The following is a 25,367-nucleotide window of genomic DNA, read 5'->3' on the forward strand; positions in this document are numbered from 1 at the left end:
CGTGGGCCGTTCAGGCCGCGAAAATCTTGCCCGGGTTCATGATCCCGTTGGGATCGAACACCGCCTTGACTGCCTTCATGTACTCGATTTCTGCCGGCGAGCGGCTGTACTCGAGGTAGTCACGCTTAGTCATGCCGACGCCGTGCTCGGCGGAGATTGAGCCGTTGTACTTCTGCACGGTCTCGAACACCCACTTGTTCACCGTGGCGCACTTGCCGAAGAACTCGTCCTTGTCCATCGCATCCGGTTTGAGGATGTTCAGGTGCAAATTGCCGTCGCCGATATGGCCGAACCAGACGATCTCGAAGTCCGGGTAATGTTCACCGACGATGGTGTCGATTTCCTTGAGGAAGGCCGGCACCTTGGCGACGGTGACCGAGATGTCGTTCTTATACGGCGTCCAGTGACTGATGGTTTCGGAGATGTACTCACGCAGCTTCCACAGGTTCTGCAGCTGCTGCTCGCTCTGGCTCATCACGCCATCGAGCACCCAGCCCTGCTCGACGCAATGCTCGAAGGTCGCCAGTGCCTGGTCGGCGCGCTCATCGGTGGTGGCCTCGAATTCCAGCAGCGCGTAGAACGGGCAGTCGGTTTCGAACGGGGCCGGCACGTCGCCACGCGCCAGCACCTTGGCCAGCGCCTTGTCGGAGAAGAACTCGAAGGCAGTCAGATCCAGCTTGTCCTGGAAGGCGTGCAGCACCGGCATGATCGAATCGAAATCGGGGGTGCCCAACACCAGCGCGGTGAGGTTGGTCGGCTGGCGCTCCAGGCGCATGGTCGCCTCGACGACGAAGCCCAGCGTGCCCTCGGCGCCGATGAACAGCTGACGCAGATCGTAGCCGGTGGCGTTCTTGATCAGGTCCTTGTTCAGCTCGAGGACGTCGCCCTTGCCGGTCACCACCTTCATGCCGGCAACCCAGTTGCGGGTCATGCCGTAGCGAATCACCTTGATGCCACCGGCGTTGGTGCCGATGTTGCCGCCGATCTGGCTGGAGCCGGCGGAGGCGAAGTCCACCGGGTAGTACAGGCCCTTATCCTCGGCGAACTGCTGCAGCTGCGCGGTGACCACGCCCGGCTCGCAGACAGCGGTGCGGTCCATCTCGTTGAACTCGAGAATCTGGTTCATGTAGTCGAACGACACCACCACCTCGCCATTGGCCGCCACGGCCGCTGCGGAAAGCCCGGTGCGACCGCCCGAGGGCACCAGCGCGACCTTGCGCTCGTTGGCCCAGCGCACGATGGCCTGAACCTGCTCGATGCTCTTGGGAAAGACGATGGCCGAGGGCGCAGGAGCGAAATGCTTGGTCCAGTCCTTGCCGTAGGCATTCAGCGAATCGGCGTCGGTCAGCACTTTGCCGGGCTCGACCAGGGTTTTCAGCTCATCGATCAGGGCGGGGTCGGTCATCACGGGAACTCTCATACGATTCATGGTCACCCTGAGCACGCTTCAGCACAGGGGTGGGGGTGTTTCGCGGGGCTCGTATGCTAGCATACGCACCCCTTTGAAACGTGCCTCGGCAGACTCCCGACACCGCTAATGACGGGTCGGCCAGCCTTCGCTGGACACTTCAGTCCTATCCTTCGGCCTTAAGGTTTTAATGCAGATGAGCCAGACCTCTCTCGACAAGAGCAAGATCAAGTTTCTTCTTCTCGAAGGCGTGCACCAGAACGCCGTCGACACCCTCAAGGCGGCCGGCTACACCAACATCGAGTACCTCAAGGGCGCGCTGTCCACCGAGGAGCTGAAGGAGAAGATCGCCGACGCCCATTTCATCGGCATCCGCTCGCGCACCCAGCTCACCGAGGAAGTCTTCGAGGCCGCCAAGAAGCTGATCGCCGTCGGCTGTTTCTGCATCGGCACCAACCAGGTCGACCTGAACGCTGCCCGCGAACGCGGCATCGCGGTGTTCAACGCGCCCTACTCCAACACCCGTTCGGTGGCTGAACTGGTGCTGGCCGAAGCCATCCTGCTCTTGCGCGGCATCCCGGAGAAGAACGCCTCCTGCCATCGCGGCGGCTGGATCAAGTCGGCGGCCAACTCCTTCGAGATCCGCGGCAAGAAGCTCGGCATCATCGGTTACGGCTCCATCGGTACCCAGCTGTCGGTACTCGCCGAAGCGCTGGGCATGCAGGTCTTCTTCTATGACGTGGTGACCAAGCTGCCGCTGGGCAACGCCACCCAGATCGGCTCGCTGTACGAGCTGCTGGGCATGTGCGACATCGTCTCGCTGCACGTCCCCGAGCTGCCGTCCACCCAGTGGATGATCGGCGAGAAGGAAATCCGCGCGATGAAAAAAGGCGCCATCCTGATCAACGCTGCCCGCGGCACCGTGGTCGAGCTGGATCACCTGGCCGCCGCGATCAAGGACGAGCACCTGATCGGCGCCGCGATCGACGTGTTCCCGGTCGAGCCGAAGTCCAACGACGAGGAATTCGAAAGCCCGCTGCGTGGCCTGGATCGCGTGATCCTGACCCCGCACATCGGTGGTTCGACCGCCGAAGCGCAGGCCAACATCGGTCTGGAAGTCGCCGAGAAGCTGGTCAAGTACAGCGACAACGGCACCTCGGTGTCCTCGGTCAACTTCCCGGAAGTCGCCCTGCCGTCGCACCCGGGCAAGCACCGTCTGCTGCACATCCACCAGAACATTCCGGGTGTGATGAGCGAGATCAACAAGGTCTTCGCCGACAACGGCATCAACATCTGCGGCCAGTTCCTGCAGACCAACGAGAAGGTCGGTTACGTCGTCATCGACGTGGACAAGGAATACTCCGACCTGGCGCTGGAAAAGCTGCAGCACGTCAACGGCACCATCCGCAGCCGCGTGCTGTTCTGATGCGTTGAGCAGGCAGCACTGCCAAAAGGGAGGCTTCGGCCTCCCTTTTTCGTTTGCGCGCCTCGCCCGATCGGCTCGCTAGCTGCGCAGCACCCGGTTGCCCGCGGCGTCCACATCCGAGCCGGGTTGCTCATCACGCGGTTCGGGCATCGGCGGCACGTCCGTCTCGATCGGTGCCTGACGCGGCTGCAACACCGGTGCCTCGAGCTGCTCCGCCTCCTGCGGCTGCTCGCCCGTCTCGCCACGCGGTTCGCTGCTATCCAGCGGATGCTGGCGCGCCTTGTCCGGATGGGTGGGCCCGGTGCCGTCAGCCATGACGACCGAGGCGCCAGCCAGCGAAACCAGCAGAATGCTCAAGCGCAGCATGCTCATCGTGCACCTCCGATCAGGGTTGGTCCGCTTTCGGCATATGCGCGTCGGCAAAGGTTTCCCTAGCTGCGCCACGAGCAGCCGAGCGGTCGATGCCAGACGCGAAACGGCCCGGCAAGCGTTGCCTGCCGGGCCGTTATTGAGCACCGTTGCGATCAATAGGCGCCGCGTGCACCACCTTCGCCGCCGGTGCCCGTAGTGCCCTGCTCACCGGAGGCACCATCGCCGCCGGCATCGACGCCGGTGCCGCGATCACTCCCGGGCGTGGTCGCCGGGCGATCGCCGGAGCCCGGCATATGGCCGGTACCCGTGCCGGCGCCGCTGTCCATTCCGCTACCCGTGCCAGTTCCGCCAGTACCCATGCCGGTGCCTGTTCCGCTGCCGCCCATGGTGCCTTGCTCATGGGTACCGTGGCCCATCGAGTCATGGGTGCCGGTACCCGCATCGGTGCCAGTGCCGGTATTGCCCGCTGCGAACGCCGCGCCAGAGATCAGCCCAGCCAGAGTGAATGCGGCAATCTTGTGTATGGTCATGATGTTCTCCTGCATATCTTCAGGGGTTCACAGGTTCCGGCAGCAGGGCGCAGCAGGGGTTTCCTCGGCAGCCTTTACAAAACATGACAGAGCCCGCGAGGCCTGTTGCAGAGCGGCTATGGAGAAGAACCGTCGGTCGCGTCGCTGCGGTCGCCGAGCAGATCCTCCACATACAGCATGCGCACCAGCACCATTCCAACCGCGGCCAGCGGTGTCGCCAGCAGAAGCCCGAGCGTGCCGGCGAGCAAGCCGAACAGCAGCTGCACAGCGATAGTCAGCGCGGGCGGGATCGAAACGATGCGTTGCTGCATCAGCGGCGTGAAGACGTAGCTCTCCAGCGCCTGGACGAACAGATAGAGCCCGGCGACATAGAGCACCGTACGACCACCCTCCAGAGAGGCCAGCAGCAGCGCCGGAATCACCGCCAGCACCGGGCCGATATTGGGTATGAACGACAGCAACCCGGCAATCAGCCCGAGCACCAGGGCCAACTCGATACCCAGCAGCCAGAGACCAAGGGTGGTCAACACGCCGATCAGCAGCATTTCCAGCAGCTTGGCCAGCAGCCACGCGCGCAAGGTCGCACCGCTTTCATCGAGAATCTCGCCGGCGCGTGGGCGATAGCCGAGCGGAACCAGCTTCAGCAGCCCCCGGACATAGATCTGCGGATTGATGGCAAGGCAGATGCCGATGGCGAACGCGATGACGAAACTGCTCAGCGCGCCCGCCACCGAGCCCATCACCTTGGTCACCACGCTGAACGCGCTGGAGCCGTCAGGGAGAGAGTCTTCGAGGCGATCGCCCTGCTGCATCAGTTCGTTCGCCCAGGGCAGCTGCTCGGCACGCTCGCGCAGCTGCTCGACGGCCTGTGGCAGGGAATCGGACAACGCATCGGCCTGCTCGGCGATGTTTGGCGCGACCCACCAGCCACCGCCGCCAAGGGCGAGCAGCATCACCACGAAGAACGCCGGCATGGCAGCCTTGTAGGGCATGGAGGTGTGGTCGCTGATCCACTGGCTTACGCCGTGAATCAGTACGCCGAACAGAATCGAGGCGAACAGCAGCAGCAGAAAATCGAAGGCCAGCCAGGCGACTATGCAGAACAGTACGACTGCGGCGAGCACGGCAGCCTGCACCATGGCGCGATTGGCCACCTTCTTGGCGTCGTTCTGCGACGTGGGTGTGGACATGGTTCTCCCCCTGATGAGTACAAGGGGTACGACAGGCCACCCGGCGCTTTAATTCAGGCTCGGCGCCAATCAGCGCAGCAGTTGCCAGAGCGATGCGCCGACGCCGGCCATGCTTTCACCGGCGACCAGCCCGGCTGCGGCGACGATCACGAAACGCTCGCCAAGGCTGCGCCAACGCGAGGCGAAGGCCCAGGCCAGCACTGCACCGAGAGTCATCATCAGCGAAATCGACGCCGGAATGATGAATGCCAGGCCGAGCGCCGCGGAACTCGGCAACCAGCGCAGGCGGCGCTCCGGCAGCAAGCCCTCGAGCGTCCCGAGCAGCACGCCACAGAGCGCACCAGCCAGCACCGCCCAGCGCACATCCGCAGCCAGCGCGCCGAGGCCACCGGTCAATGCTTCGGCGACCGCCTTCCAGGTGGCGACTGCCGGGGCCGGCCACTCCGGGGTGATCAGCATGCTCTGCGGGTCGGGAATCAGCAGCTGATAGGCCAGCACGCCGACCACGCTGCCCAACAGAATGCCGCAGCACTGCGCCACCGCCTGCCGCCCCGGCGCCGCACCGATGACGTGGCCGACCTTGAAGTCATTGAGCAGATCGGTGCACTGCCCCGCCGCGCCACCAGCGGTGTTGGCGCTCATCAGATTGACCGGCACTTGGCCCGGCGCGAACACACCGAAACCCAGCTGCGACAGCTGGCCGATGGCACCGATTGGCGGAATCCCGGTGGCGCCGACCACCCGCGCGGCGACCATCGCCAGCAACAGCGCCAGCGGAATCGACAGCAACGCCAGCCAGAGATCGATGCCGAACAGGCTGACCTGCAACACCAGCACCACGAGCACCGCCAGCACGAAACCCGCGATTGGCCAGCCATTCGGGCGCCGCGACCTCGGCTGTCGGGGTACCGCTGACGAGCGCGAACGCAGCAGGCGCAACCCCAGCGAAGTCAGCGTGGCGCAGACCATCAGGCTCACGCCGGGCCACAGCAGCCATTCGATCAATAAGGCGAACTGCGGCCCCTGCGCATCAGCCGGCAGGCGCACCAGGCCTTCGGCCAGCAGCCAGGGCGCGATCAACCCCCAGGCCAGCACGGCACCGAGCAACAGCGACAGGCCGACACGCAGGCCGATGATGCCGCCAAAGCCGAGCAACAGCAGCGAGGGTTCGAAGCTGAACGTCAGGCGCTCCAGTTGCGCCGAAGGTGCCCAGCGCGGCAGCGTCCAGAAGAAGGTATCGATCAGCTTGCTCGCGGCCGCCAACAGCGCCGCACTGCCCAGCACCCAGAGTCTTCGGCCGGCTTCGGCGCCATGGCTGTAGATCTGCTGCAGCGTCGCCAGGGTCGCCATGCCTTCGGGAAAGCGCAGCCCCGACTCGACGATCAGCGATGGCCGCAGATACCAGGCGACCCAGATGCCGAGAAAGCTCACCGAGAACACCCAGGCCATCAGCGGCAGGCTGTCCAGCTGCTGACCGGTGAGCAACGTGTACGCCGGAATCGGCGCCACCAGCCCGCCGGAGATGATCGACGCGCAGGACGAAGCGGTGGTCTGGTTGATGTTGCTTTCCAGCAATGACCAGCGCGGACGGCCGAACGCAACGGACATGCTCTGCCAAAAAGCGAAGCCGATCAGCAGCGCGATGATCGACATATTGAACGACCAGCCGATTTTGAGGCCGGAGTACACATTGGACGGCGCCAATAGCGCACCGAGCAACAGCCCGGTAAGCAGAGCACGCGCAGTCAGCTCCCGAGGCGAAACGGCAAGGTTGGTCGCGATCATGCGGTTACCTTAGCAGCCACTGCGGTGCAAAAACGCGCGTCCTTCCAAGCGGCTCACCCGCCCCTTGGCCGAGTTGCGCACGTGCTGGCGGGATAATGCCCGTTCGCCATCGCTCGGCTGAACTTCGCTGCAAGGTGCTGGTCGTTTAGTAACTTTTTAATCAATCACGCCCGACTGACTAGGTACCGAACATGGACGCGGAGCTTACACGGGATACTTCCTCCCCAACTGTCACGCTGCTAACCGGCAATGAGCTGCTGGGGCTGTTTTTTCGTCACTTTCTCGGCGAGCAGGCGCAAGTCGAGGTTTCGCTGGCCGGACTGGAATCGGCTGAGCACACGGGTGCCGATCTGTTTCTGGTGGACGCCGGCCATAGCGAGGCTGAACAGATTTCCAGCCTGATCGATCAGCTGGACGAGCAGACACCGGTGGCGCTGGTGAACATCGTCCCCGAACAGGCCGAACAGCTGGTGGAAAAGCACCCGGTGATTCGCGGTGTCTTCTACAGCCACGCCACCCGCGAACATCTGCTCGAAGGTATCCGCGTGCTGCTGCAGGGCGGCGACTGGCTGCCGCGCGTGCTGACCGAACGTTTGTTGGGACAATGGCGGCGGATGCGCCAGCTCGCCGAAACCAAATCGAGCCTGACGCTGCGCGAACGGGAAATCCTCAGCCTGGCCGGCAAGGGGCTGTCGAACGCGGAGATCGCCGAGCAGTTGTGCCTGAGCCCGCATACGATCAAGAGCCATATCCACAACCTGCTGCGCAAGATCGGCGCCTCCAACCGAGCCGAGGCGGCCTACCTGCTGCGCAGTCATCTGGATTGGGACAAGACCTGCAGCGCCTGAGGACGTCACCGCGAGTGGCCGCCCGCACCGCGGATGGCACTGCAGGCGGCGCGCTCGACGCCGGCCTCGACGCCGGCGTGTCGGTGAGATCGGCCAGGCATTAATCCCTGAATACTGAAACTCGCTGCCTTTTTTACATCATCGGATGGATGTTCAAAAGCTCATGTGGCGTTCAAGAATCGCGCCCACTGTCATCCGGTACACACCAATGACCCATCCTGCCCTGCCCCGCCTCACGCTCGCACTTGCACTTGCACTTGCACTCATTGCCGGCTCGATCGGCGCGCCGCTGCACGCTGCCGACCTGATGGATAACGGCGACCTTTCGCCGGTCGGCATTTCGAGCGCGGTTTCCGCTGCGCAGCGGGCGGTCCCGCTGTCCTCCTCACAGGCGGCCTATGTGCAGCAGGTGGGCCAAGGCAACCTGGCCGACCTGCGCCAGAGCGGCCAGGCCCTGAATGCCCAGATACTGCAGCAGGGTTCGGACCAGGAAGCCTTCATCCTTCAGCACGGCGACAATCTGCTGGCCATCGTCGAACAGGTCGGCCAGGGCAACTTCGCCGACATCCGCCAGACCGGCAGCGACAACCAGGCCAGCATCAGCCAGTACGGCGCCTATAACGACGCACGCATCGAACAGACCGGGAGCGGGCTGCGCAGCACCGTCACCCAATTCGGCATCGGCCAGCAGATCAACATCGTGCAGGGTCGATAACCGCCAGGGACCAAGGAGAAACACATGTTCAAGCCCGTCGCGATAGCCAGCTTGCTTGCCCTCGGCGCCACCCAGGCCTTGGCCGAGAACAGCATCGAACTGGAGCAACGTGGCGCGGACAACGTTGCCGAGCTGCAACAGCCCGGTCTGGTCGAATCCAGCACAATCGATGTCAGCCAGATCGGCAACCTCAATGAGGCCAGCGTCACCCAGATCGGCGAGGCCTACTTCAAGGTCGCCAACCTCCAGCAGATCGGCAATGCAAACGTCGCCACGGTCGAGCAGACCGGACGCACCAGCACCCTGAACGCCAGCAGCGTCGGCAACGGCAACCGGATCGATGCCAGCCAGACCAGCTTCGTCAGCGCCCAGGTCGATCAGCGTGGCGACGACAACCAGCTGACCTTCCGCCAGGAGGGCTTCTTCGAAGGCGCCCAGCTGAGCGTGTCCCAGGACGGCCTGGGCAACATGGCCGATATTTTTCAGGGCGACGGCAATCGTATGACGCTCGCTCAGATCGGCAGCTACAACACGGCGGATATCCACCAGAGCGACTACCACAACGAGCTGGACTTCACCCAGAACGGCGACAGCAACCGACTGACGGTCGAACAGAACGGTTTCGGCGGCCGCATCAGCGGTTCGTCGACCGGCAGTGGCAACAGCGTCGACATCGCACAGCGCTTCATGTCCAACCAGGCCACGGTAATCCAGAACGGCAACGACAACCTGGCGAGCATCGAGCAGGGTAACTACAGCCATCAGGCAACCATCACGCAGATGGGCATCGCCAACGAGGCGATCATTCGCCAGAGTCTGCCGACCAACGATTACACCCGTTTGCCGAGCGCCGCAGCGATCCACCAGAGCGGCATCGGCAACAGCGCGACCATCGTCCAGCAGTAACCCAGCGCCTACTCCAGCCACGGACCGGCTTCAACGGAAACAGAGCGGATGCTGACCATGACCCTCGCCACCTGGCTGCTCGCCGCCGCCCCCGCACCAACTGACGCGGCGGTAAACGCCAGCCTCGACCTGCAACCCGTCGCGGACGATCGGCTGTCCCTGGCCCTGTGCTTCACGGGCAGCGGCCAGCAGGTCCGCTTCCGCCTCAAGGTCCGCTCCAGCGGCAGGGCAGGCAGTGCCCAGACGGCGCAGAGCGGCACGCTGATCGCCAGCCCCACGGAGCAATGCCCGCTGCGCAACCGACTCGGCATCGCGGACGACATCCGTGTCGAGGCCGAGCTGCAGTGGTGGATCGACGATGCCGAGCAGCCGCCGATCCTGCGCCGCTACCCGTCAGATGAGGTTGAGGTGGACGATAACGACGGGCCACAGCAGATCGCCTAAGCGCGTGCGCCGGACCAACGGTGGCGCATGGGCCAGTCGTTCAGCGCAGGTTCAGGCGGGGTTCAGGAAGGGTTCAGTGACAACCGTTCAGGCTAGGGGCCGTCAGTATCCCGCTGCCTGAAAAGGAGTCACCGATGAAAAAACTTAGCACTCTGGCCCTCGCCACCACCCTCGGCATCTTCAGCTTCGGCGCCCACGCCGCGGAGAACTTCGCCGGTTTCACCTGGGGCAAAAGCACCGTCAACACCGACCGCTCCAGCTCGCTGAAGCAGAACATGGACGGCAAGAATCGCTTCGATGACGTGATCAAGAACAGCGGCACCTGGGGCGTGCGCGCCGGTCAGATGACCGACGAAGGCCGCTACTACATGACCTATGAAAACGTCTCCGACGATTACGGCAGCAGCCTCAAGCTGCGTCAGCAGAACCTGATCGGCAGCTACGACATGTTCGTCCCGCTGGGCGACACCACTCGCCTGTTCGGCGGTGCCAGCGCCGGTCTGACCAAGCTGGAAAACGAGTCCAAGGGCTACACCCGTGACAGCGACATCGGCTACCTGGTCGGCCTGCAGGCCGGTATCCTGCAGAAGCTCGGCGACAACACCTCGGTCGAAGCCGGCTACCGCTACCTGCGCAGCAACGCCGGTACCGAAGTCTCCGAGCGTGGCGTCGGCAAGCTGGGCTCGATCGACGTACACAGCAGCAAGCAGGCCTATCTGGGTCTGAACTATCACTTCTGATGGCCTTACGCTGACAGAACGTTGAACAACGGCCGGGCATTGCCCGGCCGTTTGCCCAGGGAGCAGAAAAATGAAAGTGCTGGTGGTGGAAGACGAGGCGCTGCTGCGCCACCACTTGCTGACGCGGCTCGGTGAAAGCGGGCATATTGTCGATGCCGTGCCCAACGCCGAAGAAGCGCTGTATCAGACCCACGAATTCAATCACGACCTTGCCGTCATCGATCTCGGCCTGCCAGGTATCAGCGGGCTGGACCTGATCCGCCAGCTGCGCAGCCGCGGCAAGGTCTTCCCCATTCTTATCCTCACCGCCCGCGGCAACTGGCAGGACAAGGTCGAAGGCCTGGCCGCCGGCGCCGACGACTATGTGGTCAAGCCGTTCCAGTTCGAGGAACTGGAAGCCCGGCTGAACGCGCTGCTGCGCCGCTCCAGCGGCTTCACCCAGGCCACCATCGAGGCCGGCCCGCTGCTGCTCGACCTCAATCGCAAGCAGGCCACGGCCAATGGCGAGCCGCTGGCGCTGACCGCCTATGAATATCGCATCCTCGAATACCTGATGCGTCATCAGCAGCAGGTGGTGGCCAAGGAGCGGTTGATGGAGCAGCTCTACAGCGGCGACGAAGAGCGCGATCCGAACGTGATCGAGGTGCTCGTCGGGCGGCTGCGGCGCAAGCTCGAAGCCCAATGCGCGATGAAGCCGATCGAAACCGTGCGCGGCCTCGGCTATCTGTTCACCGAGCGCTGCCGATGAGTCGACGCTGGCGCCGCCTGCAGGCGCGCGTTCGCAACCGACTGACCGGCGCCATGTCGCTGCGCCTGCGCCTGATGCTCGGCGCGGCGAGCCTGGCCGTGCTGTTCATGTTGGCCCTGCTACCGGCGCTGCAAGGCGCGTTTAGTCTTTCCTTCGAAAAAGTCATCGAACAGCGCCTGGCCGCCGATGCCAGTACGCTGATCACCGCCGCCCAGCTCGAGGGCGGCCAACTGCAGATGCCCGAGCGCCTGCCGGACGAGGAATTCGACCTGCCGGACGCGCAGCTGCTCGGCTTCATCTACGACCGCCGCGGCGAACTGGTGTGGCATTCGCGCTCGGCCGCCGACGAGCGCATCGACTATCGTCCGCGTTACGAGGGTGGCAGTACCGAATTCCTGCGCGTGCGCGATGCGGACGGGATGGAGTACTTCGTCTATGACGTCGAGCTGCAGCTGGCTGGCAGCCGCGACAACGCCTTCAGCTTCGTCACCATGCAGCCGACCAGCGAGTACCTGAGCCTGTTCGATGAATTTCGCCGGCAACTCTATCTGTGGCTGGGCAGTGGTTTGCTGGTGCTGCTGGCCCTGCTCTGGCTCGGCCTGACCTGGGGCTTCCGTACGCTCAAGCGGGTCAGCGCCGAACTCGACCAGGTCGAAGCCAGCCAGCGCGAACGACTGAGCGATGACCACCCGCGCGAACTGCTGCGCCTGACCCGCTCGCTGAACCGCCTGCTGGACAGCGAACGGCGCCAGCGCGAGCAGTACCGCAACTCGTTGGGCGACCTGGCGCACAGTCTGAAAACTCCGCTCAGCGTGCTGCAGGGCGTCGGCGAAACCCTTGCGGCGCAGGCACGGAGCCGCGAGCAGGCGCAGGTGATGCAGGCGCAGATCGAACGCATGAGCCAGCAGATCGGCTATCAGCTGCAACGCGCCAGTCTCGGCAAGAGCGGCCTGGTGCGTCACCGGGTCCAGCTGCGGCCGTTGCTCGACAGTCTGTGCAGCACACTGGACAAGGTCTATCGCGATAAACACGTGCAGGTCGACATGCAGCTCGCCGAGTCTTGCCTGGTGCCGATGGAACAGGGTGCGCTGATGGAGCTGCTCGGCAACCTGCTGGAAAACGCCTATCGGCTCTGCCTCGGCAGGATCCGCATCAGCGCCCGCACCCATGAAGGCGACCTGCTGCTGGGCATCGAGGACGACGGCCCCGGCGTGCCGGTGGACCAGCGCGCACGCATCATCCGTCGCGGTGAACGCCTCGACGGCCAGCACCCTGGCCAGGGCATCGGCCTGGCGGTGGTCAAGGACATCCTCGACAGCTACGGCGGCGAACTCAGCCTGGGCGAGTCAGAACTTGGCGGCGCAGCCTTCCAGATCAAGTTGCGGACCGACTAGACGAGTCGTGCACGCCGGTATTCCGACATGGCCTAAGGTAGGAGAAACCCTACCTCGAACGAGGCATTTTTCGTGGAATCGATAATGCCACTATGACACCAGCCTTCCACACCTCCACGGACGGAGCTCGTTGTCAGAGAGTTCGCCATGGCAATTATCTCGTCCGTCAAAGCCAAGCTGGGGCTCAGCTTCGCTGCCCTCACCGCCGTAGTCCTGAGCATTTCCATACTTTCAATTGCTCAACTCGAACAGGCCAACGAAGCGTTCGCGAACTATGTCGAAGGTGTGAACCTGAGAGAGGAGCTTGCGTCCGAGCTGCTGGTTGCTGCACAGCAACGTGCGATTCACGCGCGAAATCTGGTTCTGGTTTCCTCCCGGGCTGAACGTGATGCCGAACATGCCATGGTCAGCAAAGCCCACAATGAAGTAGGCGCCACCCTCAGCAAGCTCAGGGCGGCAATCCTCCAGCTTCGCGCCTCACAGGATAGAGAAGAACAGCTGCTGTTCGATGAACTGGCGCGCGTCGAAGGCTTGTATGGCCCCGTTGCACTGGACATCGTCGGATTGGCTGTCGACGGGCAACGTGAGGAGGCCATCCAGCGTATGAGCGACGATTGCATGCCGCTCCTTCGCCAACTGATTCAGGCTGCCGAAGCGTTTATGCAGCACAGTCGGGCGATTGCCGTAGCCGAGGTTGAGGAGGAAAGAGCTCTGTTCGAGGGCCAGCGCAAGCTGCTGGTAGGTGCATGCATTTTGGCCATCGCCCTGGCGATCGGCCTGGGCCTTGCCATTGTCCGCAGCCTGCTGCGGACACTCGGCGCCGAGCCCGACGTGCTCTCGGCTGCGGCGAAAAAAGCCGCTTCCGGCGATATGCGCAGGTTGACGGACCGAGCATCGGTTCCGCCTGGTAGCGTGATGGCTTCGTTAGGCGAGATGCAATCCAGCCTGGCCGACCTGATCGGGCAGATTCGGGGCTCCGCAGATGTTATCTCCGGCGCCGCGGAAGAACTGTCTCAGTCAACCGAGCAGGCCAGCAACAGCGTTATCCGGCAAAAGCAGGAAGTCGAGCAGGTTGCAACGGCCATTCATGAGATGGCTGCAACCGTGCAGGATGTTGCGAGAAACACCGAACACGCCGCCCAGGCTGCGATTTCAGCTGACCAGCACGCGCAACAGGGTGAGGACACCGCTCGCGCAGCCATAGATCAAATCGGTCGACTAGCCAGCGAGGTCGGCCGAGCCACCGACGCGATGATGCGACTCAAGCACGAGAGCGAGCGAATTGGGGGCGTTCTGGACGTCATTCGCTCCGTTGCGGAGCAGACCAATCTCTTGGCCTTGAACGCAGCAATCGAAGCCGCCAGGGCAGGAGATGCGGGGCGCGGATTTGCGGTGGTAGCCGATGAAGTGCGCAATCTGGCCAAACGCACGCAAGACGCAACGCTGGAAATACAGGTCCTGATCCAGGGCTTGCAGGCGATTGCCGACGAATCCGCCTCGACGATGGACACTTGCCGCAACTTGACCGACCAGACAGTCGAAGGGGTGGACAGCACCGGCGCCGCTGTACAAGACATTTCCAGGATGATCGCCAGCATCCAGCAAATGATGCAGCAGATCGCAACTGCAGCAGAGCAACAAAGCGCAGTAGCTGAAGAAATCAACTTGAGTGTTATCCGGGTACGGGACATTTCAGAACGGTCGGCTGTTTCCGCCGAGCACACCGCAAAGGCCAGCGTGGATCTTGCTGAGCTGGGTAGCGACCTGCAAAACAAGGTCGGGAGATTCCGAATCTGATCACGCAAACCCCAAGCGGCATTCCAGATCAGGTTACCGACCGGCTCTCCCACTGCACGCTGGGCGCTGCTAGAGTTCGCTGCCGAGCCAACTGCAGCCTCATGGAGCGCGCATGTCACTGGATGACCGCAAGAAACTCGTTCGCCAGCACATCGACCTGACCTGGAATCGTGGTCACCTGGCGCTCGCCGAGCATCTGCACAGCAAGGACTTTCTCTACAAGAGCTCGTTCATTGGAAGGCCGCTCCACAGTGCCGAGTTTCTCGACATGGTCCGACAGATCCGTCACGCCATGCCGGAGCTGGAGGTGGTAGTCGAGGAATGCATCGCCGAAGGCAACCGGGTGGTGACCTGGAGCACGCTGATCGGCACCATCGAGCATGCGGCGTTCGGCTACCCGCCCAGCGACAAGGTGCTGAGCATTTCCGCCATGGCGTTCTGGTCCATCACCCCGACGCAGCAGGTGCAGGAGATCTGCACCATGTTCGACATGGAAAGCTTCCGCGCCCAGCTGGGCCTGGATACCCGCCCCTACGCCGAAAAAGCCCTGCCCTGAGCAGCGGTTCACCAGAGCCAGCCGAGCCAGAGCAGCGCCACCAGCAGCCAGGCGCTGATCGTCAGTGAGCCGCGCTCCCACTGCCGATTCCAGCGCCGCTCGCGCTGACGCCAGCGATTGCGCTGAATGTGGATAGCGGGAACAGGCAGTGGCGGCTGACGCAGCACCCGCGTGAAATACAGCGACGCCCACAGCGCCGGGTTGGGCAACCGTGCCAGACGCGACGGCACTTGCCAGCCACGGCGCAGCGCCCATCCAGCCAGCGCCAGCGCAGCCAGCAGCGGCCAAAGCGCTGCCCATAATCCGCCCGGATAGAGGCCGTCCAGCAAGGATTCACGCAGCGCCGGCCAGCCCCAAGGCAACAGCAGCGAGGCCGTGCTGAGCGCCGCCCATGGCAGCCATTGGCCAGCCGGCGGGCGCTGCGCCGGGGCATGCTGCTGATCGCGCCACATCAGCCAGAGTGCGCGCAACAGCAGCAGCGCGGTAGCGAAGCTGGCCAGCGTCAGCCACGGCGCCCAGGCCGCGAAGGCGCTGTCGTGCAGGGCGTCCTTGAACAGGTACTTCACCGCCGCCCCGCTGGTCAGCGGCGCCCCCATGATCGCCAGTGCCGGCAGCAACAACAGCAGCCAGGCCAGCCGGGGCAGCCGCCCTTCATGGACCATCCCCGCCGCCAGGAACAGCGCGCCCTTGGCCAGGCCGTGATGCACGCCGAACAGCACCAGCACCGCGAGAACTCCCGCCGACGGTTCATCGAGGCTCCACGCCAGCGCCAGAATCATCAGCATCCAGCCCATCTGGCTTACCGAGGAATAGGCCAGCACCGCTTTCGACTTGCCGGCGCACAGGCCCAGCGCCGCAGCGTAGAGCGCGCCGAAGATCCCGGCTGCCAGCAGCGGCATGCTCCAGGTAGCCAGCGTCGGATCGGCCTCCGGCACGCAGCGCCAGATGCCGAGGATGCCGGCCTTGAGCATCGCCCCCGAGAGCACCGCGCTGGCCGGCGCCGGCGCCTCCGGATGGGCCAGCGGCAGCCAGACATGCAGCGGCCAGAAGCCGGCCTTCAAGCCGAGGCCGAGCAACAGCAGGGCGAGGGTCAGATGGTCGATCGGTTGCGCCTGCCAGCTGGCGAAGTCGAAGGCCTGGCCGGTGGAATGGGTGCGCAACAGCAGACCGGCGAGCAGCAGCATCTCGCCACAGATCGCCAGCTGCAGATACAGCCGCCCGGCGCGCCGCGGTCCCGGGCCGCCACGGTGGACGATCAGCCCGTAGGCGGACAGGCTCATGGCACTGAAGCCGAGGTAGAAACTCAGCGCGTCGGTGGCCACGATCAGCAACAGATTGCCGGCCAGCGCCAGCTGCCAGAACGCCCAGAAGCGCAACCGACGCGGGTCCCGGCTCAGGCTGCTGTTGGCAAAGACCGCTGCGCAGCCCCAGAGCACGGCGGAAAACCCCAGCCAGGCGCGCGTCAGGATATCGTCCGCGCCCCAGCGCACCCCCTCCCACAGCCAGGGCAGCTCCAGCGCCGCCGGAGGCTGCAGCGCCACCAGCAACGCCGGCAGGCAGGTCAGCCACAACCACGACAGGGCGCGTTCACGCAGGCACAGCAGCACGCCGCCGAGCAACGGCGCGAAGGGCACCAGCAGCCAAAGCCAGGGATTCATATGGCGAACTCCCGCTCGACGATCAGCTGGCTCCAGCCCAGCGGGCTGAGCGCCGTGGCCGCCAGCAACCCGACCAGCAGTGACAGCAGCGCGGTGAGCACCGGTGGCAGCAGCAACATCCAGTGGGTTTCGAAACGCTCCTCCGCCCAACGATTCTCGTGCCAGTCGGCCGGCTCGGCGAACCAGCCGCGCCAGAGCAGCGGTAGGAAGTAGGCGGCATTCAACAGCGCCGAGCCGAGCAGCACCAGCAGCACCCAGTCCTGCCCGACCTCCAGAGCACCGAGGCCGAGCGTCCATTTGCTGATGAAACCGGCGATCGGCGGGATGCCGATCATGCCCAGCGCACCGATGGAGAACGCCGCCATGGTCCAGGGCATCCGCCGGCCGACGCCATCCATCTCGCGGATGCGGTGAATCCCCAGGGTTTCGGCAAAGTTGCCCGCGCAGTAGAACAGCGTCACCTTCATCAGCCCCTGATGCACCAGATGCACCAGGCCGCCCACCGCGGCGATCGGCCCGAGCAGCGCGACGCCCAGCGTCACGTAGGACACCTGGCTGATGGTCGAGTAGGCCAGGCGCTTCTTCAGCTCCTGCTGCTGCAAGGCGCGCAGCGAGCCATAGAGGATGGTCGCCGCGGCCAGCCAGAGCAGCGGTCTGGTGAGATCCAGCCGGGTCAGCGCTTCGGCACCAAAGACGTCATAGACCACCCGCACGATGCCGAATGCCCCCGCCTTCACCACCGCCACCGCATGCAGCAGTGCGCTGACCGGCGCCGGCGCGACCATCGCCTGCGGCAGCCAGCCGTGCAGCGGTATCAGCGCGGCCTTCACCCCGAGGCCGAGAATCAACAGTGCGAAGGCGACCCGCAGTGCAATGTCATGTTCGTCGACCTGCTCCAGCAGGTAGCCGGCCGCCTGGAAGTCCGGCGTGCCCGCCAGGCTGTGCAGCAGCCCGACGCCCATCAGCACCAGCGTGCCACCACCGACCGTATAAGCCAGGTAGACACGCCCGGCGCGCAGCGACTCGGGCGTGCCGCGATGCACCACCAGCGGAAAGGTGGCCAGCGTCAGCAACTCGTAGAACAGCAGGAAGCTGACCAGGTTGCCGGCCAGCGCCAGACCCACCGTGGCGCTGACGCACAGACTGAAGTAGCCGAAGAAACGCGAACGCAACGGCGAGTTTTCCAGATAGCCGATGGCGTAGATCGTGGTCAGCGCCCAGAGCAGCGACGACAGCGCGACGAACAGCAGTGACAGGGCATCGGCCTGCAGCACCAGCGGCGCACCTGGCAGCAGCGGCACGCTGAAACGGTATTCGCTGCCCTGGCTGACACCGTAGAGCATGCCGCCAACCAGCAGCAGCTTGAGGGTTACACCGAGCAGGTTGAGCGTGACCCGCAGGCGCTGCTGGTCCTCGCGCAGGGCGAAGATCACCAGGCCCGGCAGCAGCGAGCTGAGCACGATGCCGAGCGGCAGCAGGCCGTGCCAGTTCATCGTCCAAGCCCTCCGAGCCAGAGCAGCAGCGGCTCGCTGATCAGCGCCAGCCCCCAGACCAGCAGTGCCGGCAGCAGGGCCAGCCACTGCGCCAGACGATCCGCGCGGATGCTCGGCGGATTGGGCCGTGCCCGGTCGAAGCCGTGGGCAACGACGCGGAACACATAGGCGGCCGACATCAGCGTGCCGAGCAGCACGCCCACCGCCCACGGCCAGTGCTGCGGCTGCTCGAACAGCGGCTGCAGCAGCAGCCACTTGGCCAGAAAGCCGCCACTGGGCGGCAGGCCCACCAGGCTGCCACCGGCTACGGCAAATGCAGCCAGGGCGATGGGCACGTTCTGGCTGGCGCCGCGCATGCCCGTCACCCGCTTGCTGCCGAGAATGCTCTGCAGCTCACCTGCGGCGAGAAACATCGAGACCTTGGCCAAGCCGTGGGCCAGCACGAACAACCACAAGGCCGCATGCAGACGTGGCTCATTGAGATGCAGCAGCAGCCCCAGCGCCAGCAGCGCGTAACCGAGTTGAGCCACGGTGGAATAGGCCACCAGCGTCTTCAGCCGCGGCGCACGCAGCGCCGACCAGCCGCCGGCGAGCAGCGCCAGCACACCGGCGGCGCCGAACAGCAGGCCGGCGTCGCGGCCGAATTCAGCCGGGGCAATCTCGCTCCAGATCAGCCAGAGAATGTACAACGGGCCCTTGACCACCAACGCCGAGAGCAGCGCGCTGACCGCCGTCGGCGCCGCCGCGTGGGCTGGCGGCAACCACAGGTGCAGCGGCCATAGCGCAGCCTTGAGCATCAGCCCGAGGGTCATCAACAGCAGCGCCAGATGGGTCACGCCATCGGCTTCGCTCAACTGCGCCAGCAAGGTTAGATCGAGCACGCCGTAGCGTCCGTAGACCAGCGCCACGCCCAGCAGATAGGCCAGCGATCCGGCTAGCGACAGCAGCAGATAGTTCAGCGCCGGTTTCCAGGCCTTGCGTCCGGCCAGCGACACCAGCGCCACGGCGCCCAGGCTGAGCAGCTCCAGCGTGACGTAGAGGTTGAACAGGTCCGCTGACAGCCACAGCGCAGCCAGCGCCGCATGCAGCAGGCAGGACAGCGGCCAGTAATCTTCCTTGCCAGCAGCATGAGGGATGCGCGCCGCGTATAGCGCCACCAGCAGGTGCAACCCGGCGGTAAATACCAGTAACAGCGCCGCCAGCGGCGTCAGTCGGAAACGGATCGCCAGCCCCGCCTCCCAGCCACCGACAAGCAGGCTGCGCTCACCGTGATCGAGCACCACCTGCAGCGCCATGATCGCCGCCACCAGCGCGCCCAGGCTCAGCGCGATCACCCAGCGCCCGCTGCGTGCCGGGCGCAGCAGGATCAGCAGCAAGGCGCCGGCTAATGGCAGCAGCAGGCTGACCAGGGCGGCATTCATCGCTCGTGCTCCGTCGATGAAGCCAGCGCACTGCTCAGGCGCAACGCCAGCGCGGTCGCGCTCACCGCCACCACCAGCCCGGTGACCACCAGCGCCACCAGCAACGGATCACTCGGGTCGCGGCGCGCCGCCAGGGCGATCATCACCAGGAACACGCCGCTGCCCATCAGGTTTATCGCAATGATGCGCCGCAGCGCATGACGCAAGGTGAGCAACCCGTGCAGGCCGAGCAGCCAGAGGGCGAAGCCGATGGCAATCCAGAACAGCGTGGCGCTCATGACTGCGCCTCCGGTTCGTCGCCGATCACCAGCAGGCTCAGGCTGGCGGCGATGGACAGCGTAGCCGCCGCCTCGATGAGCAGAATCAGCGGCTTGGCCCAGCCGATCGGGTACTGCAGCCAGCCATCGCCAAACCAGGCGCAGGCGGCGGCCACGCCGACGAACAGCAGCAAGCCGACCAGTACCAGCAGGCGCAGCGGCCAGAAACTCCAGTGCAAAGCCGGCAGCGCCCCCGCCAGGCGCAGCAGGACGATGCCCGCCGCCAGCAATGCGCCGGCCTGGAAGGCGCCGCCCGGCGAAGCAGCACCCCGCCAGAGCACATAGCCGCCAGCCAGCACCAGCAGCGGCGCCAGCGTGCGGCCCCAGGCTCGCAGCAGCGGCCAGGGTTCGCTCAATCGCGGCTGCAGCGGTCCGAGCTGGCGGGCACCGAGCAGCGCCAGCAGCAGCACCGCCAGTTCCAGCAGCGTGTCCCAGGCGCGGAAGTTGAGCAGCACCGCCGTCACCGGATGCTCGACGCCGCTTTGCGCCAGAGCGGCGTCGATCTGCGCCGGCACCGTCGGCTGTAACTCGGCCAGCGGAGCCAGTTGTGGCAACAGCAGCATCAGCAGCGGCAACACCACCAGTAGCGCGGCCAGGCGGCGGCGCCGCGACAGGCGCGGTTCGCTGCCGGCCTGCGGTTGCCGCGCCAATGCGGCGAACAGCAATACGCCGGTCAGGCCGGCACCGATGGCAGCCTCGGCCAGTGCCAGATCGACGGCCCCCAGCCGCGCCCAGACCAGCGCCAGCACCAGGCCGAAGGCAATGAACAGCAGCACGCCGGCATACAGCTGGCGCACATGCAGCGCACCGCCGGCCAGGCCCAGCAGCAACAGACCGAGCACCCCATCGAGCAGCCACTCACTCATCGCCACCCTCCTCGTCAGCCTGGCGTGCCAGCAGCTGACAGGCGGTGGCACCGGAAGCCAGCACCAGCAGCCAGATCAGCAGCATCTGCGCGACCTCCAGCAGACTGCCGGCGCGCAGGGAAAGGCCAGCGACCACCAGACCGAGGCCGAGGGTGTCGGCCTTGGTCAGCGCGTGCAGGCGACTGAGGGTGTCAGGGAAGCGCAGCAGGCCGATGCTGCCGGCGGCGAAGAACAGCAGGCCGCCAGCCAGCAGCAGCCAGCTGAAGATGTTCAGCAGCTCACTCATGGCGACTGCGCCGCAACAGCTGCACCAGGGCGGCGCTGATCATCGCCGCCAATAGCGCCAGCACCAGCGCCGCATCACGCAAGCCGGGGGCGCGCTGCCACTGCGCCATGACCAGCAGCAGCGCGGCACCGGTGGTGCCGAACAGCTGCACTGCGAGCAGCCGATCGACGCGCCCCGGCCCGCGCAGCACGCGCCACAGGCCGATGATCAGGGTCAGCAGCAACAGGGCCGAGAACAGTGCCATCAGCGCACCTCCCGGCTACCGAGCAGGCGCTCCAGACGCCGTTCGAGGTCGGCGACCGTAGCCTGCCAGGGCAACCGCTCATCCAGCACATGCACACGCATCTGGTCATCCTCGATGCGCGAAGCCAGCGTGCCGGGCAGCAACCCGACCAGGGCCGACAGCAGCAGGCGCACCCGCGGCGACTGGCTGGCGAGCGGATACGCATGCCACGCCGGCTGCAGCGGGCAACGCGGTTGCAGCGCGCGGCGCGCCACGTCCCAGCCGCCGAGCAGCATGTGCTTGAGGAAAAAAACGAGGAATGCCGGCAGCGCACCCAGGCGCATGCCCAGCGGGCGCAATCCCAGCCACAGGCTCAGGGCAACGGCCAACGCAACGGTCGGCACGCCCAGCAGCCAGCCCTGCCCGGCAGCGAACAGGGCCCAGAGCGCGGCATAGATCAGTGACCAGAAGAGCGCGTCGGTGGCTCCGCGACGCAGTGCGGCCTGTGTCATCACATCCTCCTTGGCATTCCGATCTTTGTATCAAGTCGAGGCGAAGAGTTCGCCGCTGTCCACATCCCGCAGCCAAATGCCTTGTATCAGCAGATTGCCGTTCGGCCTGGCCCGAGCGCACCCGGAACTCGGGCGGAACGTCCGTGCGCGAGGCTGGTCTGTCCTCCCTGAGGCCGCGGTGTGGACGCCCGGTCATAACAATCACCCCACGAGGGCAAAACAGGGCTGAGCTGCCGGCGAGCGGCACGCCGAGGAATCCGAGATGAGTGCAATTGCGTTGTTGCTGGTAGGCCTGATCGCCATGGCGCTGGGCTACGTTTTCTACTCGAAGTTCATCGCCGAACGGATCTACCGTCTCGATCCCCACTACCTGACGCCGGCGCATACCATGCGCGACGGCGTGGATTACGTCCCCACCAACAAGTTCGTGCTCTGGGGCCATCACTTCACCTCCGTGGCGGGTGCCGCGCCCATCGTCGGCCCGGCCATCGCGGTGATCTGGGGCTGGGGCCCGGCCTTCGCCTGGGTGATCTTCGGCACCATTTTCTTCGCTGGCGTGCATGACTTCGGCGCACTCTGGGCCAGCGCCCGCAGCCGCGGCCAATCGGTGGGCATGCTCAGTGGCCGGCTGATCGGCGCTCGCGGGCGCAGCCTGTTCCTGGTGGTGATCTTCCTCGTGCTGCTGATGGTCAACGGCGCCTTCGCCGCGGTGATCTCCAACCTGCTGGTGTCCACGCCGACTTCGGTGATCCCGGTGTGGGGCGCGATCCTGGTGGCGCTGGTGATCGGGCAGATGATCTACCGCTACAACATGAAGCTGCTCTGGCCGTCGCTCGGCGGGGTAATCGTGCTCTACGCGCTGATCCTGCTGGGCAACCAGTACCCGGTCGCCCTGCCAGACGAGATCATGGGCCTGTCGGCGAAGTCGGTGTGGATCCTGCTCTTGTTCGTCTACGCCGCCATCGCTTCGCTGCTACCGGTGTGGGTGCTGCTGCAGCCGCGCGACTACATCAACGGCCTGCAGCTGTTCGTCGGCCTTGGCCTGCTCTATCTGGCCGTGCTGTTCGGCGCACCGGAGCTGGTGGCTCCGGCGTTCAACCAGGAACTGCCGGCCGACACGCCGAGCATCGTGCCGCTGCTGTTCGTGACCATCGCCTGTGGCGCGATCTCCGGCTTCCACGGCCTGGTCGCCTCCGGCACCACTTCCAAACAGCTGGACAAGGAAACCGACGCCCGTTTCGTCGGTTACTTCGGCGCCATGGGCGAAGGCATGCTGTCGCTGGCGGCGATCATCTGCTGCACCGCCGGCTTCGCCACGCTGACCGACTGGCAGCAGGTCTACACCGCCTTCGGCAGTGGCGGCGTCACCGCCTTCGTGCAGGGCGGCGGCACGCTGCTGGCCAACGGCCTGGGCCTGCCGGCCGAGCTCGGCGGAACCATTCTCGCGGTGATGGCGATCCTCTTTGCCGGCACCACCATGGACACCGGCCTGCGCCTGCAGCGCTTCGTCATCCAGGAAGCCGGTGAACTGGCCGGAATGAAGGTCAACACCCTGATCGGTACGCTGATCGCCGTCGGCGTGTGCATGGCGCTGGCCTTTGGCGCCGGCTCCGATGGCACCGGCGGCATGGTCATCTGGCCGCTGTTCGGCACCACCAACCAGCTGCTGGCCGGCCTGACCCTGGCGGTGATCACCGTCATCCTGATCAAGCTGGGCCGCTCGCCGCTGTACACCCTGGTGCCGCTGGTGTTCCTGCTGGCCATGTCGATCTACGCGTTGCTGGTGCAGATGGGCCAGTTCTACCGCGCCGAGAATTGGCTGCTGCTGGGCATGGACGTGATCATCCTGATCGCCGCGCTGTGGGTGACCCTGGAAGCGGTAATTGCCATGCGCAAGGGCCGCGACCCGGCCGAGCAGGCCTTCGAGGCGCAGCCGTGAGCGAGCCGCTGAGCATTCTCGGCAAGGTTTCGGCGGGGTTGCGCGAGTTCTACGTCGCGCCCTACCGGCGCACCTTCGCCCGCGCCCGACGCGACGAGGACGACCTTTTCATGCTGCTGGTATTCAGCGAAACCCTCGGCGTGCCGAACCCGGCCGCCTGGTACACCCTGGAGCTGATGCCGGCGCTTTACGAGCGTTTCCATGACTGGCACCGGCGCATGGGCATGGAGCACTCGCCGCTGGACCATATCGCATGCTGTTAGAGCTCGCTGCCGAGCGGCGCGTGCTGTTCTTCGGCGGCAAGGGCGGCGTCGGCAAGACCACCGTGGCCGCCGCTACCGCGCTCGCCCAGGCCCAGGCCGGTCGCCGCGTGCTGCTGGTCTCCACCGATCCGGCGCACAACCTCGGTCACCTCTGGCACCGCCCGGTGGGCCCGCAGAAGGTGTGCCTCGCGCCCGGGCTGGACGGGCTGGAACTGGACCCGGAGCTCACCGTGCAACAGCACCTCGATGAGGTCAGCGCCGCTCTGCGCAAGCTGATGCCGGCGCACCTGGCCGGCGAAGTGGACAAACACATGGCGCTCTCGCGCGATGCCCCGGGCATGCACGAGGCGGCGCTGCTGGAACGCATCGCTGAAACCGTCGACCAGGGCCTGGCCGAATACGACCTGCTGGTGTTCGACACCGCACCGTCCGGGCACACCGCGCGGCTGATGGCCCTGCCGGAGATGATGGCGGCCTGGACCGAAGGCCTGCTGCGCCGCCAGGAGCGCGGCTCACGCTTTGCCCAGGTGCTGAAGAATCTCGGCCAGGATGATCGCGGCTTCGGCGAATCCATCCTCGGTCACGGCGGCGAAAATAAAGAGCAGGACCGCGACAGCCGCATCCGCAGCATCCTCGACCGCCGCCGCGAGCGCTTCAACCGGTTGCGCGAGGTGCTTGGCGACGCCGAACGGTGCGCCTTCGTCATCGTCCTCGCCGCCGAGCGTCTACCCGTGCTGGAAACCATCGAACTGCATGCGCAGCTGCAGCGCGCCGGCACTCCGGTCGGCGCACTGGTGGTGAACAAGCGCTCGCCGGCCGACGCCGGCAGCTTTCTCGCCGAACGCCACGCCCTGGAGGAACAGCATCTCGCCACCCTGCGCCAGGCACTGGGGCAGCTGCCGCTGCTCGAGCTGCCGCTGCTGCCCGGCGATGTGGTCGGCGAAGCGGCACTGGAGGCCTTCGCCCATAGGCTGGGTGGTGCAACGGCCGCGCTATAGCCAGCCGTTGTCGCCCAGCACCTGGCTCTTGTAGAAATCGAGATTGGCGCGCATGGCGAACACGCCGGCGACACCATAGGCAAGGAAGCGGGCGAAGTCGCCGTAGCCCACAACGTCGAGCCCCATGATGATCAGGGTGACCGCGCCCAGCGCCAGCAGCGTATAGCTGAGCGCCCTGCGCCACATGCCCTTGGCCAGGTAGTACAGCGGCCCGAACAGAAACGCGAGGATGTTGAAGGCCATGGCTTGGCGCCGCTCGGCTGCGGACAGGCTCTTGACCGCAGGCAGGCGCGGGCCGCCAGCCTGCGCGATGGCCTGGAAACGTCGCTTCCAGCTGTCGGAAACGGGCAGCGCCTCGATCCGGCCTGCCTCAGCACCGGTCAGCGGGGCAAGCGGGGGTGCGTAGGGATTCTGGGTACTCATGAAACCTCCTTGTTTTCGAGCGCCCATGATCGCGCCCGCCGCTGGCCAGTGCCAATCCGACGTGCCCGCCACGTGCTGCGCCGCAAGTTTCCGGACGCTGACTCGCTGC

Annotated in this window: 27 protein-coding genes and 1 pseudogene; 14 read left to right on the forward strand and 14 right to left on the reverse strand. The window is 65.5% G+C overall.

Annotation, left to right across the window (positions count from 1 at the left end):
- Nucleotides 1–10: 10 nt before the first annotated feature.
- A complete protein-coding gene (locus BHD08_RS12285) occupies nt 11–1,405 on the reverse strand; it encodes an FAD-binding oxidoreductase (protein ID WP_125022566.1) in 1,395 nt (464 codons plus the stop codon).
- Nucleotides 1,406–1,604: 199 nt separating this feature from the next.
- Between BHD08_RS12285 and serA the strand changes: the two genes are divergently transcribed.
- Nucleotides 1,605–2,834 carry a phosphoglycerate dehydrogenase gene (serA, locus tag BHD08_RS12290; protein WP_103456062.1) on the forward strand — a complete coding sequence of 410 codons (1,230 nt, stop codon included), beginning with the start codon at nt 1,605–1,607 and terminating at the stop codon, nt 2,832–2,834.
- 78 nt (nt 2,835–2,912) lie between these two features.
- Here serA and BHD08_RS12295 read toward each other — a convergent pair whose 3' ends face one another.
- From BHD08_RS12295 to BHD08_RS12310, 4 genes are all read right to left on the reverse strand, one after another.
- Entirely contained in the window at nt 2,913–3,206 is a 294-nt protein-coding gene (locus tag BHD08_RS12295) for a hypothetical protein (RefSeq protein WP_015278528.1), read from the reverse strand.
- Between the two features lie 152 nt (nt 3,207–3,358).
- Nucleotides 3,359–3,736, reverse strand: a complete 378-nt coding sequence (locus BHD08_RS12300) for a hypothetical protein (protein WP_015278529.1) — start codon at nt 3,734–3,736, stop codon at nt 3,359–3,361.
- Nucleotides 3,737–3,852: 116 nt separating this feature from the next.
- Nucleotides 3,853–4,926, reverse strand: coding sequence for an AI-2E family transporter (locus tag BHD08_RS12305; protein WP_125022569.1), 1,074 nt, complete (start codon nt 4,924–4,926; stop codon nt 3,853–3,855).
- Nucleotides 4,927–4,995: 69 nt separating this feature from the next.
- Nucleotides 4,996–6,711, reverse strand: coding sequence for an OPT family oligopeptide transporter (locus BHD08_RS12310; protein ID WP_125022571.1), 1,716 nt, complete (start codon nt 6,709–6,711; stop codon nt 4,996–4,998).
- A 263-nt stretch (nt 6,712–6,974) separates the two neighbouring features.
- Here BHD08_RS12310 and BHD08_RS12315 point away from each other — a divergent pair, with 263 nt between their 5' ends.
- The 10 genes and pseudogenes from BHD08_RS12315 (at nt 6,975) to BHD08_RS12355 (ending at nt 14,859) form a co-directional block, all read left to right on the forward strand.
- A complete protein-coding gene (locus tag BHD08_RS12315; RefSeq protein ID WP_041757095.1) occupies nt 6,975–7,559 on the forward strand; it encodes a response regulator transcription factor in 585 nt (194 codons plus the stop codon).
- 208 nt (nt 7,560–7,767) lie between these two features.
- Complete coding sequence (locus tag BHD08_RS12320; RefSeq protein WP_125022572.1) at nt 7,768–8,274, forward strand: curli production assembly protein CsgB; 507 nt, start codon at nt 7,768–7,770, stop codon at nt 8,272–8,274.
- A 24-nt stretch (nt 8,275–8,298) separates the two neighbouring features.
- Entirely contained in the window at nt 8,299–9,180 is an 882-nt protein-coding gene (locus tag BHD08_RS12325; protein ID WP_125022574.1) for a hypothetical protein, read from the forward strand.
- Nucleotides 9,181–9,228: 48 nt separating this feature from the next.
- Nucleotides 9,229–9,624: a hypothetical protein gene (locus tag BHD08_RS12330; protein ID WP_125022576.1), complete on the forward strand. Its 396-nt coding sequence runs from the start codon at nt 9,229–9,231 to the stop codon at nt 9,622–9,624.
- Nucleotides 9,625–9,758: 134 nt separating this feature from the next.
- On the forward strand, nt 9,759–10,364 hold the full coding sequence (locus BHD08_RS12335) for an outer membrane beta-barrel protein (RefSeq protein ID WP_015278536.1): 606 nt from the start codon (nt 9,759–9,761) through the stop codon (nt 10,362–10,364).
- Nucleotides 10,365–10,434: 70 nt separating this feature from the next.
- Entirely contained in the window at nt 10,435–11,112 is a 678-nt protein-coding gene (locus BHD08_RS12340) for a response regulator transcription factor (protein ID WP_125022578.1), read from the forward strand.
- The gene (locus BHD08_RS12345) at nt 11,109–12,506 is read left to right on the forward strand and encodes an ATP-binding protein (protein ID WP_125022580.1); all 1,398 of its coding nucleotides are present in this window, start codon (nt 11,109–11,111) and stop codon (nt 12,504–12,506) included. The genes BHD08_RS12340 and BHD08_RS12345 overlap by 4 nt, the downstream gene beginning before the upstream one ends.
- A gap of 147 nt (nt 12,507–12,653) precedes the next feature.
- Nucleotides 12,654–13,205: pseudogene (locus BHD08_RS23500) on the forward strand (MCP four helix bundle domain-containing protein); the annotation flags it as partial.
- Nucleotides 13,206–13,598: 393 nt separating this feature from the next.
- Nucleotides 13,599–14,303 (forward strand): methyl-accepting chemotaxis protein, encoded by a 705-nt coding sequence (locus tag BHD08_RS23505; protein WP_375708253.1) that lies wholly within the window; start codon nt 13,599–13,601, stop codon nt 14,301–14,303.
- Nucleotides 14,304–14,415: 112 nt separating this feature from the next.
- Nucleotides 14,416–14,859: a ketosteroid isomerase-related protein gene (locus BHD08_RS12355; protein WP_106156119.1), complete on the forward strand. Its 444-nt coding sequence runs from the start codon at nt 14,416–14,418 to the stop codon at nt 14,857–14,859.
- An 8-nt stretch (nt 14,860–14,867) separates the two neighbouring features.
- On the opposite strand, the gene BHD08_RS12360 is transcribed toward BHD08_RS12355, so the two are convergent.
- Genes BHD08_RS12360 through BHD08_RS12395 form a run of 8 tightly spaced genes read right to left on the reverse strand, consistent with a single transcriptional unit; the run spans nt 14,868 to nt 21,635 of the window.
- Nucleotides 14,868–16,517 (reverse strand): complex I subunit 5 family protein, encoded by a 1,650-nt coding sequence (locus BHD08_RS12360; protein WP_125022582.1) that lies wholly within the window; start codon nt 16,515–16,517, stop codon nt 14,868–14,870.
- The gene (locus BHD08_RS12365) at nt 16,514–18,010 is read right to left on the reverse strand and encodes a complex I subunit 5 family protein (protein ID WP_125022584.1); all 1,497 of its coding nucleotides are present in this window, start codon (nt 18,008–18,010) and stop codon (nt 16,514–16,516) included. The genes BHD08_RS12360 and BHD08_RS12365 overlap by 4 nt, the downstream gene beginning before the upstream one ends.
- Nucleotides 18,007–19,431: a complex I subunit 5 family protein gene (locus BHD08_RS12370; RefSeq protein WP_125022586.1), complete on the reverse strand. Its 1,425-nt coding sequence runs from the start codon at nt 19,429–19,431 to the stop codon at nt 18,007–18,009. Before BHD08_RS12370 ends, BHD08_RS12365 begins: the two co-directional genes overlap by 4 nt.
- Nucleotides 19,428–19,709: an NADH-quinone oxidoreductase subunit K gene (locus BHD08_RS12375; RefSeq protein WP_125022588.1), complete on the reverse strand. Its 282-nt coding sequence runs from the start codon at nt 19,707–19,709 to the stop codon at nt 19,428–19,430. Before BHD08_RS12375 ends, BHD08_RS12370 begins: the two co-directional genes overlap by 4 nt.
- A complete protein-coding gene (locus tag BHD08_RS12380; RefSeq protein ID WP_125022590.1) occupies nt 19,706–20,614 on the reverse strand; it encodes a hydrogenase subunit MbhD domain-containing protein in 909 nt (302 codons plus the stop codon). The genes BHD08_RS12375 and BHD08_RS12380 overlap by 4 nt, the downstream gene beginning before the upstream one ends.
- Nucleotides 20,607–20,900: a monovalent cation/H(+) antiporter subunit G gene (locus tag BHD08_RS12385; RefSeq protein WP_102857172.1), complete on the reverse strand. Its 294-nt coding sequence runs from the start codon at nt 20,898–20,900 to the stop codon at nt 20,607–20,609. The genes BHD08_RS12380 and BHD08_RS12385 overlap by 8 nt, the downstream gene beginning before the upstream one ends.
- Nucleotides 20,893–21,144, reverse strand: a complete 252-nt coding sequence (locus BHD08_RS12390) for a monovalent cation/H+ antiporter complex subunit F (protein ID WP_125022592.1) — start codon at nt 21,142–21,144, stop codon at nt 20,893–20,895. The genes BHD08_RS12385 and BHD08_RS12390 overlap by 8 nt, the downstream gene beginning before the upstream one ends.
- On the reverse strand, nt 21,144–21,635 hold the full coding sequence (locus BHD08_RS12395; protein WP_125022594.1) for a Na+/H+ antiporter subunit E: 492 nt from the start codon (nt 21,633–21,635) through the stop codon (nt 21,144–21,146). The genes BHD08_RS12390 and BHD08_RS12395 overlap by 1 nt, the downstream gene beginning before the upstream one ends.
- A 262-nt stretch (nt 21,636–21,897) precedes the next feature.
- Here BHD08_RS12395 and BHD08_RS12400 point away from each other — a divergent pair, with 262 nt between their 5' ends.
- Genes BHD08_RS12400 through BHD08_RS12410 form a run of 3 tightly spaced genes read left to right on the forward strand, consistent with a single transcriptional unit; the run spans nt 21,898 to nt 24,835 of the window.
- The gene (locus tag BHD08_RS12400; protein ID WP_015278547.1) at nt 21,898–23,574 is read left to right on the forward strand and encodes a carbon starvation protein A; all 1,677 of its coding nucleotides are present in this window, start codon (nt 21,898–21,900) and stop codon (nt 23,572–23,574) included.
- Nucleotides 23,571–23,837, forward strand: coding sequence for a cory-CC-star protein (locus BHD08_RS12405; protein WP_013981518.1), 267 nt, complete (start codon nt 23,571–23,573; stop codon nt 23,835–23,837). Before BHD08_RS12400 ends, BHD08_RS12405 begins: the two co-directional genes overlap by 4 nt.
- Nucleotides 23,828–24,835 (forward strand): ArsA family ATPase, encoded by a 1,008-nt coding sequence (locus BHD08_RS12410; protein WP_125022597.1) that lies wholly within the window; start codon nt 23,828–23,830, stop codon nt 24,833–24,835. The genes BHD08_RS12405 and BHD08_RS12410 overlap by 10 nt, the downstream gene beginning before the upstream one ends.
- Here the strand turns inward: BHD08_RS12410 and BHD08_RS12415 are convergent.
- Entirely contained in the window at nt 24,830–25,258 is a 429-nt protein-coding gene (locus tag BHD08_RS12415; protein ID WP_125022599.1) for a DUF2628 domain-containing protein, read from the reverse strand. The two genes, BHD08_RS12410 and BHD08_RS12415, sit on opposite strands and share 6 nt — an antisense overlap.
- Nucleotides 25,259–25,367: the final 109 nt, after the last annotated feature.

This window comes from Pseudomonas sp. SCT (genome assembly GCF_003864275.1).
Taxonomy (GTDB): Bacteria; Pseudomonadota; Gammaproteobacteria; order Pseudomonadales; family Pseudomonadaceae; genus Stutzerimonas; species Stutzerimonas stutzeri_AE.